This is a genomic window from Psychrobacter sp. FME13, from assembly GCF_014861395.1.
Lineage (GTDB): Bacteria > Pseudomonadota > Gammaproteobacteria > Pseudomonadales > Moraxellaceae > Psychrobacter.
In genome coordinates this window covers 1-9,708 of record NZ_RRYV01000117.1, presented here as the reverse complement: position 1 = coordinate 9,708, position 9,708 = coordinate 1, and the positions used below count along the sequence as shown (strand labels likewise).

At 44.4% G+C, this 9,708-nt stretch carries 8 protein-coding genes; all 8 read right to left on the bottom strand.

Translation table 11 applies throughout. From position 1 onward, the window contains the following. Positions 1 to 146: 146 nt before the first annotated feature. The gene (locus EI164_RS12050) at positions 147 to 2,768 is read right to left on the bottom strand and encodes an ABC transporter permease (RefSeq protein WP_225739267.1); all 2,622 of its coding nucleotides are present in this window, start codon (positions 2,766 to 2,768) and stop codon (positions 147 to 149) included. A 27-nt stretch (positions 2,769 to 2,795) separates the two neighbouring features. After that, the gene (locus tag EI164_RS12045) at positions 2,796 to 3,473 is read right to left on the bottom strand and encodes a hypothetical protein (RefSeq protein WP_192520200.1); all 678 of its coding nucleotides are present in this window, start codon (positions 3,471 to 3,473) and stop codon (positions 2,796 to 2,798) included. A gap of 39 nt (positions 3,474 to 3,512) precedes the next feature. Next, positions 3,513 to 4,223: an ABC transporter ATP-binding protein gene (locus EI164_RS12040; RefSeq protein ID WP_192520199.1), complete on the bottom strand. Its 711-nt coding sequence runs from the start codon at positions 4,221 to 4,223 to the stop codon at positions 3,513 to 3,515. Beyond that, positions 4,220 to 5,119 (bottom strand): arylesterase, encoded by a 900-nt coding sequence (locus EI164_RS12035; RefSeq protein WP_192520198.1) that lies wholly within the window; start codon positions 5,117 to 5,119, stop codon positions 4,220 to 4,222. The genes EI164_RS12040 and EI164_RS12035 overlap by 4 nt, the downstream gene beginning before the upstream one ends. Positions 5,120 to 5,213: 94 nt before the next feature. Further along, entirely contained in the window at positions 5,214 to 6,482 is a 1,269-nt protein-coding gene (locus EI164_RS12030) for a CynX/NimT family MFS transporter (RefSeq protein ID WP_192520197.1), read from the bottom strand. Positions 6,483 to 6,918: 436 nt separating this feature from the next. Next, complete coding sequence (gene nqrM / locus EI164_RS12025; protein ID WP_192520196.1) at positions 6,919 to 7,164, bottom strand: (Na+)-NQR maturation NqrM; 246 nt, start codon at positions 7,162 to 7,164, stop codon at positions 6,919 to 6,921. Positions 7,165 to 7,441: 277 nt separating this feature from the next. Then, the gene (locus EI164_RS12020) at positions 7,442 to 8,563 is read right to left on the bottom strand and encodes an FAD:protein FMN transferase (RefSeq protein ID WP_192520195.1); all 1,122 of its coding nucleotides are present in this window, start codon (positions 8,561 to 8,563) and stop codon (positions 7,442 to 7,444) included. A 248-nt stretch (positions 8,564 to 8,811) separates the two neighbouring features. Further along, positions 8,812 to 9,612, bottom strand: coding sequence for an SDR family NAD(P)-dependent oxidoreductase (locus EI164_RS12015; RefSeq protein WP_192520194.1), 801 nt, complete (start codon positions 9,610 to 9,612; stop codon positions 8,812 to 8,814). Between the last annotated feature and the right edge of the window lie 96 nt (positions 9,613 to 9,708).

Sequence of the window (9,708 nt, the reverse complement as noted above, 5' to 3'; positions counted from 1 at the left end):
CGTATCAGCAAGCATTTAATCTAAACGGCAGTTACACAGAATTCGGGATGGTCTCGACGCTATCGCTGAGTCAGGAATGCATCTAACCTTAGCGATTCCCCCTGTGCCAGCCAAGGTAGAAGCAAAAGCGGGATTAGCTACAAGCGTTAAACCATCGCCCGTACTCGCGCCATAATCCCGCGTCCAATCACCAATTTCACATAAATAGTGGCAATGGCAAACAGCAAGGCAACTAACGCAATACCGCCAAGTCCTAAGTTTGCCCACGGCACACTAAAGCGCAGATTAAACCATTGAGTGACCGCTAGCCAAGCACCACCAGTAGCGATAATCACCGCAAATGTCGCCGCACTAATCCCAAGCACACCCAGCTCTAAGATATTGAGCATATACAAGTCACGCTTTTGCATACCCAGTAGTCTAAACGACGCACTCTCTTTCATACGATCTTGTGACGTAGAGAGTAGCGAGCTGATGAGCACCATGATGCCCGTAAGCAAGGCAAGCAAGGTAAAGATATATACCAAGCGGCTCATCTGCGCGACCAACCCTTGGACTTGCTCCGCGATAATCGTACCGTCGATACTGGTCACAGCGGGGAACTCGCGTACTAGATTACCTTGCAACTCAGGGATATCATCAGCAGAGACATGCGCTGTCGCAAATTGGATTTGCGGTGCGCTAGCCAGTATCTCAGGCTCAAATAAGAAGTAGAAAAACGGACTAGGGCCACGCTCGAAACGCGAGCGAATACTGGTAATCTCGCCAACCAACTCGATACCTTGAATATTAAAGCTGATCTGATCGCCCATGCCGACGTTTAGCATCTCGGCTGCCGTGTCCAAAATAGATAATGGCTGCACCTGTGAAATCGCAGAGGCACTCGCATCCTGATTTTCAATGGGAGTATAAAGCGCATCGTCAGTCAATGACTCAGTAATGAACTCTGTGTCCATGATGCTATCGGAATAACTTAAATTGAACACCCGAGTAGGGTCATCTTCGCCTTCAGGCGCGTCGATATCTTTGGGCTCCACGCCATTAGCCGTACCGATACGTGCGCGAATCACTGGATAATAAGTGACAGGCTCTTTGATAATACTGTCGATTTTATCGTGCTGCTCGGTCTGCACATCCAATAAGAATAGATTCGGCGCGTCCTCAGGATAGGCGTTGATAAACTGCTCATTGATACTATGGTTAATCGACGTGATAAGGGTCAATACTGCAACGGATAATGACAATGTCACAAAGAATAGCGCTGACTGATTGCCTTTACGCGCTAGATTATGAATGGCAATACGCTGCATCCAGCTGATTTTTTTACCAGTGGCGATGCGCGCCAGCAACCAAAGCCAACCACGAGCCAATGCCCAAAATATCGCAATGAAGACAATCAATCCGACCAGTATCTGTGCGCCTAACGCTAAAGATTGCACTTCGTAAGCAAGGAAGGCATACAGTCCGATGAATAATAAACCATAGCGTAAGAATGGTATCCGCTGCTGCCAAGGCAAACGTTTTGATGATTGATCAGACGCTTGATTTAGCAATACCGCAGGCTTTGTACCATCAAGTGCGCGCAGGCTACGCTGGGTAATCAGTAGCGTCATGACAAGGGCTATGACGATGGTTTTGAAGATACTAATAGGATTAATGGCCAATCCCAAATCTGACGGTAAAATAGCTGTCAGATACGGTTGGCCAATTTTGAGTAGCACAAGGCTGAGCGATACGGCAGCGATGCAGGCCAAGACAGACATGATTAATAGTAACCAGTAATAGCTACGCTTAATCGAACGATTGGTCTCACCCAGCGCCATACGTATGGCATCGTTGGATTGCTGCTTGGTCACAAACGCAGTGATTACCCCATACATGGCAACCGCAGATAATAATAGAACGGCGATGACTAGCAATTTCAAGAACATCAGGACATTGTCAGAGATACGTGAGACAGAAGTCTCCTCTGAGGTAGGGTCAGACAGCTCAATCTCAGGATAATTCACCAGCATCTGTGTCAGCTGCTCACGCTGAGTGGCAATAACTTCTGGCGTGCCTGCCATCTCGATTTGGTAACTGACTCGGCTGCGCTGCCCCATGAGGTTGGTCGATTCTAATGCGTCTTGCTGCATCATGACGCGACCACCGAAGCCAAAGGCGGTCAGCGGGCGATCCGGTTCTCTAATCAACTCATCACTAATGGTGAATTTTCCCTCACCAATAGTGATGCTGTCACCGATATCGACGTTGAGACTTCTCAGCACTTCCGGCGCGACGACCACGCTATCGGTACTCAGCTGCTCGGATAATGGCTTGCCCGACGCCAGCTCGACGTTACCGTATAGAGGATAAGCGTCGCTCACGCCTTTGATACGCGCCAATAGGGTCTGGTCGGCTGCGACCAACATAGCATTGAACTGATAATCATAAACCGTTTGGCTATCAGGCAATGTCTGGACTTGCGCCAAGACTTCCTCAGGCCAGTCTTGCTTACTCTCTAGTATTAAGTCACCACCGACGAGTGCCAGCTGATTGTCATTGACATAGGTGTTTACTGACTGTTGGATAGAGTCCAAGGTCAGATAAGTGGCAAGCGATAGCATCAATGTGAGCAAAAACAGCAGGGGATATACCCAGCGTCGCCACCAACTGCGAGACAAAGCCTGCGCGCCTAACGTACGAGCGCTGAAAGGATTGCTACTTTTAGCATTAGCAGTTTTATTATTGATAGCAGTCTCGTTTTTCGTGATTGTGGCTTTAGTCATAAGTTTTTTACTTAATCGATAGAAGTGTTAAGACGTTTTAGAGGTGTCATCAGGTAACCAAATATAAATAAAGTCGAACAACTCTGCATCTGTCATGTCAGTTAACGAATGAACGAATTTTTTATCTTTAACTTTCTTATATACTGCACTAGCTACTACTTTTCGATAAAGAAGAGATTTACCTTTTACTTGCTGCTCAAACCATTGGCTATCTATTTCGTGCGGTAAGCTATAAAACAAAGAAAAGTCTAAAGTTTTACTGAGGCGGTTCAGTTTCTCGTATTTATGAGTATCAAAGTAATATAGATGTCTTAATACATCATTCTGTAGTGTATTTTGCTGATTGTGTAGTAACTCCAAAAAACAAAGATATTCTTCATCATGTTCCATAAAGTAAACTAAGGGATATAGCAGAGAGTAGTTCGCTCTACAATATCCCTTTCTTATTGCTTGTAAAGTAAGCTGACTTACCTCGTCTTTGTTCGCATTGATAAAAGGTTTTGAGTAATGCTCTAATATAAAGGAGAGTGCAAAAGTAATGGAATAATCGTCTGAGCTAGCCATCTGTTTTAGATAGCAAAGCGCGTTATCTAGTTTATAAATCGAAACCAACTTATTAATGGCTTGGCTATAGTCTTCGGTTTCAAAAGTGAAATTGCCAGCAATTAGGTTTTTTGCCAACCTTTCTATTTCGAGAGATTTCATCGCACTGACCTTATTTAAGAATGAAGCACAAATTCTTATTTAGCTCTCAACCTGTCCATCATGCATCGTAATGACGCGGTCTGCCATCTCAGCCAGTGCAGGGTCATGGGTCACGACCACCAATGCCGAGCCAACTTTTTGTCGTAAATCCAACAATAGCTGCATCACTTGGTCGGCGTTTTGCTCATCCAAGTTGCCCGTAGGTTCATCAGCGAATACGATTTTGGGGTGCGACACCAGTGCGCGGGCGACAGCAGTACGTTGCTGCTCACCGCCAGATAATTGGTTGGGTAAACTGTCTCGTCTGTGACCGAGGCCAACGGCTTCGATTAATTCATCGACTCGTGCAGGGTTTGGCTGCCTCGCAATATCTAGTGGAAAGGCGATGTTTTCAGCTACCGTCAAGGTTGGTAATAGGTGAAATGACTGAAATACAAAGCCCATGTCACGCTGACGGATAGCCGCTAGTGCATCTTCATCAAGGCTACTGAGCATCTGACCTGCCAGCTCGACAGTCCCACTATCAGGGTAGTCGAGTGCTGCTAGTAATCCTAATAAGGTCGACTTACCAGAGCCAGACTTGCCCATGATGACCACAAACTCGCCTGCATTGATATAAACGTTCACATCTTTAATGATGGATAGTGTTTGTTCACCGACTTGTACGGTTTTGTTTAAATGCGTGGCGGTCAATAAGGCTTTTTCTGTTGTGTTAGGCGGCGCTGTATCAGCTAAACGTGATGAGGTCATTGCGTGGTCTCAGTTGGCGCGTTAGTAGTTGTTGACGCTGTTTTATCAGCGGTGTTGCTGGCTTGCAGCTTTTTAAGCTCAGGCTTTAAGATAGGTAGGATATTGTCATTGACGATAATCGTGTAGCCATCTTTGGTCGGGTGAATGGCATCTGCTTGATTAAGATCAGGATCACCGCCCACACCTTCCAAAAAGAAAGGAATAAGAGGCACATCCATGTCCTCTGCCACACGAGGGTAGATGTCTGAAAACGCGGAAACATAGTCATTACCTAGATTGTCATAGATCGACATGCCACCCAAGATTACTTCACTGCCATTGTCTTGCAGACGCTTAACCGCAGTACGGATGTTCTCCTCAATGGTCGCTACATCTAGGCCACGCATGGCATCATTGGCACCAATCGTCAGGATAGTAATATCAGGTTCGGTTTGCGCCACCCAGTCTAGACGATTGACCAAGCCAGTGCTAGTTTCACCACTCAAGCCTGAGTTGATGACCTTGGCATTGGTATAGCCGAGCTCTTTTAGGCTGGCTTCTAACTGCGCAGGGTAGTTGGCGTCACCATCGACTCCTAGTCCTTCAGTCAGTGAGTCACCAAGCGCTAATATCGTCAGTGGCGAGGTGATCTGTTGTCCGTCTGTAGACTCAGCCGCTACTTGATTGTTATTGGTTTGAGCATTGGCGGTTGACGCCTCAGTGTTTTCTGAATCAGGGCTTTGTGAACCCGTGTTGTTTGAATCAGCACTTTGTACATCAGTGCTTTGCGAGCTGGTATTTTGCGCATCGGTAGCGTCAGTTGGCTCGGAGCTGTTTTGGCAACCAGCGATGACTAACGCTATGGTTAGCGTTGCCATTGCTGGCAGATGTCGAGAAAAACGAGAAGGTAGATTCATAATAATTATTCTGTCTTATATGTAATTTAAACAGTGTAGCAAAATAAGAAGAATATCAATATTATCCTAAGGTTACTTTATCTAATCGTAAGTATTAAAACTTTTTACCATCGACCATAACAGGACGACTGACTAGCCAAGCGATGCCAACATTAACCACCATCAATATCAAAATAAGCAGCAGTGGTAAATCCCAATTCCCCGTCACTTCATGTAACCAGCCAGTACCTAATGGTCCAAAAAACGCAAGGACATAACCGACTGCTTGCGCCATACCTGACAGCTCACTCGCTTGATTGGTCGTATAGGTGCGCATAGAGAACAACATCATACATAGGGTAAAGATTGCCGCACAGCCCATGCCCATCATGCCTGACCATAACCATGCTAAGTCAGTTGAGAGGTAACTGACACCCAATATGCCAATGACATTTAGCACAGCGGCAACCACTGTTAACGCTTGAATAGGGCGACCACGGTTGACGAGCCACGTTAAGCTCAAAATAGATAACGGTGCCATAAACTGAAATACGGAGCCCATTTGGCCCGCCTGTACCGCTGACAACCCTTTACTGGCCCAAATGGAAGGTAAGAAGCTGGCCACGGTATAAAACAATAAAGACTGCAAACCCATCAGTACCGCGATCTGCCAAGAAAACGGCATACGCCATATTGATATGTCGGAAGCGCTTGACGTTGGTAGGAGTGCTGCTTGATGGTTAGATGATCCCAAACGCACCCGTAAAAACCCCCACAGTACGAGGGCGAGGATGCCCAATATGGCCCAGCCACCAAGTGCCCACTGCCAACCTGCCTGCTCAGATAACGGTAATATTACACCTGCGACGATACCTGCTGATATAGTCATCGTGAGACTTAACGCACCAGTAATCAGCGGGATATGTTGCGGGGTACGCTGCTTAATAACTGGTGCTGCTAACGTATTGGCAAAACCGATAGCCAGTGTCAATAATAACGTACCTGCCAAAAACCAATGCCAAGTTGGCACAACACTACGAATAATCATCCCTGTGGTCAATAGCGCAATCACTATAATAAGCGTATTTTCTAGCCCAAACCGCTTGCCAATCATTGGTGAGACGAGTGCGCCAATAGCAAAAGATAGCATGGGTACCGCACCCAGCCAGCCAATTTGTGTCTCTGAGATATGGAGTGCGTCTTTTACCACTGGTGCAATAGAGCCTAGCGCCACGATAGGCGCTCGCATGTTGCTGGCAAGTAGAACCATGGCACATAACACAAGCCAAAAAATAAAGCGTGAAGAGGGTGGCTTCAATGGCGAGGCATTGTCAGAATGAGGCTGTGATGGCAAATTAATTTTTGAGTTAGAAGAGGTAGGCATAGCAGCACGATTATTATTAGAATAAGAAAAAACACGTCATTTAACAGCACTGAAGAATCATTGCTTGCAAATGACACCGAAGAAAACGCACACCAAAAGTGGCTGATATCGTAAACTAAAATCGTAAATTAGAAAGTATTTATAGAACGTAAGAGATACGAGCTTGCCATCTTATTAAGCAGGGTAGATATAATATAAGAGTGGTAACTTTGAAAAGTGTATTGCGATCTGAGTCATACTATAAAGCATAACACAATAAAAATAGTGCCAGCCTATTTCAAAGGACGTGGCACTATTATAAGAACAGATATCAGGCAAATACTAGAGTGTGTAACATTTTAATATAGTACTGGCAGTGGCTATTTTTTAGGCAATACACAGTAAAATTTTGATACCTAATCATTGTCATTCTAGGTTAGACAATTTTACATTGAGTTTATACTGACTTGCCTAACTGAGCCGCTTTAAGCGCGTTTTCTTGTTGTTCAGCGACGATAGAATCGCACTTATTGGGATCATCACCGCAGTATGAGCATTTTTCGTTACCCATCAGTTTAGCAACACCACCACAAGACCCTTTAAGTGGTTTCTTTTTTACCATATAACCGATGCCCATAAAGACAAAAAACAGGACGAATACAGCAAAGGTAATAGCGAGCATGGGAAGCAATTGGCTAAGCATAGTGAGCACCTCAGTTCTCAAAAATAGGGTAGTTATCTTTATGATAACGATACATCTTAAATATTATCTATATATTTAAAGATTATTTACATACTTAATAAAATAAGTAGTATCTAGGGCGTATCACCAATTAGATTATGAGCATTAAAATTTAGCCATTTTAAAGCCATAAATTGCATCAATGTGCTAATTAATTGCACACTCTAGATAGCAGTATAACAAATTTTTGTTTCACTCGTTTATACCTATGGTGTTCGTTCATTATTAGATATAAAGTCTAAAGCTTTTTATCAGCGCGTAACGCTTGCATCGCAGGTGTTTCTACCACGTGCCAATCGTCGATACTGTCATCAGTATGACTCGTTTTTGCCTCATCGGTTAAGACGACAAACATGGCTGCTAGGTTTTGTGCTTTAGCAAGCTCTAGTGCTTTATGATATGGCATTGCCGTCAAGGCCGTCGCCCATGCATCGGCTAGTGCCACGGAATCTGCAGCAACAGTCACTGAAGGTGCGCCACCAGCGATAGGCTTTCCAGTAGATGGGTCAATCGTGTGGCTATAGCGCTTGCCATCAAATATCACCGAATTGCGATAGTTGCCAGATGTGGCTAAATGCATTTTATTATTAGTATTTATAGGCTGGCGAATCACTGATATCGTCTGACGTTCGCTGACGGTACTGCCTTGAATTGGCGCATCAATTGCAATTTGCCATGGCTGCTGTTGATTATTAACACCAGCTGTCGAAATCTCTCCACCGATCTCTACCATATAGTTACGAATTTTGTAATCGTCTCTCAATACGTCAGCGATCACATCGACGCCATAGCCTTTGGCAACGGCTGAAAAATCAAGCCCGATACTATCTTTGGTCTTATAGACGGTTTGGTCTTTTTTTATAATACTATCAAAATCTACCAATGCTTTTGCTTGAGCAATCTCTACGGCAGTTGGCGGACTTTGTAAGCGATCCACTGTCATAGTGCTACCAAAGCCCCATGTTTCTACTAAGGGCATGACGGTTGGGTCAAATGCACCGTTAGACTGCTGATAGACTATACGTGAGACATCAAGCACACGGCTGAAATCTGCATCGATAGGGGTAGGCGTGTCTTTACCCAACTGATTAAATTTAGAAATGGTCGAGTCTGTTTGATAGGTAGACATACTGTCATTGATTTGCTTTAGGCGCTTATCAATCGATGCTTGTATAGCCGCTTCATCGACATCAGCAGGCAGCTGATAACTGATATGATAGCTAGTACCCATGGTCTCACCAGCCAGATAATCGTAATCTAGCGTTTTTTGCTGGCAAGCAGTGAGACTAAGCACACCAGCGAGAGCAATGGCGCCATAGCCTGTGTGAATCATTTTGTTAGAAATTATGGTCGTTTTCATAAGCTTTTTGCTATAGCAGGAAGGTGAGTGATGCTTTGAATAAGGTGCTTATTTTACACCTCTTGCCACCAATAACGCCAATCGCTTTGAGCGTAAAAAGTACTTGTACTCATCATGCTAGGGTGTGTCTTCATTTTTATCATCAGTTAGATGACTATCGAATAAGCGAAAGATACGTCCTAGATACTCGTAGCTAATACCACGGGGCTATATTTGGAGATTTTGTAAAAACTGTCTTTATCGCTTTTTTATGTCACTTCTGACTCACGGATGAGTTTATAAAGCTTGGGCGGTGATAATCGATTGACTCTGGTCGCCAGTTTCTCTTTAGTACCGGCCACGATGATATATTCTTCATCTTTAGTCAGTGCTTTTACGACTTGCTTGGCAAATGCAGCCGTGGTCAGTCCGTTACTGGTTGCTTCATCCATCGTGCCTTGCGTGCTGCCGTCGCCAGTCAAAGCATTTATAGAGACATTGGTTTGAATAAACCCTGGGAATATTGTCGCGACCTCTATTCCTTGTTCATACAGTTCAGCGCGTAGACTGTTTGCCCACATATGAAGCGCGGCTTTGGCTGCACCATAAGCACCGCGATATTGTGTACCTAACAACCCTGCTACACTTGATACCATCACCACTTTACCACCGCCTTGTTCGAGCATATCTGGTAATAGCAATCTGGTCAGACGGGTTTGCGCAAAATAATCTATCTCCATGATTTTGCGTTCGACGTCTTCAGTTGTGTCCATGATAAGCGAGCGTTGACTGATACCAGCATTGTTAATAAGCCAGTCAATTTTTCCTGCTTGTTGCTGAGCAGACTTATAGGCTTCGTTTGTTTGATTGGCATCGCTAATGTCAAAAGCTACGATGAGGTGTTTCTTGCTTTGTTTACAGCGTTTTTTAACAGCCTGTAGCTTTGCTTCATCACGCCCGCTCAGAATAATTGTTGCCCCACGTTTGGCAAAGGCAATGGCTAGTGCTTCACCAAGACCATTAGAAGCCCCCGTTATCCAGATAGTTAATGCATTATATTTGGTTTTCATAAGAATCCTTTCTCAGGCTAATAAACAATTAATAATGGCTATGTTTTAATAATGTGTTGATTAATTTAATGATAGAATAATGGTGTTATAGTAGTT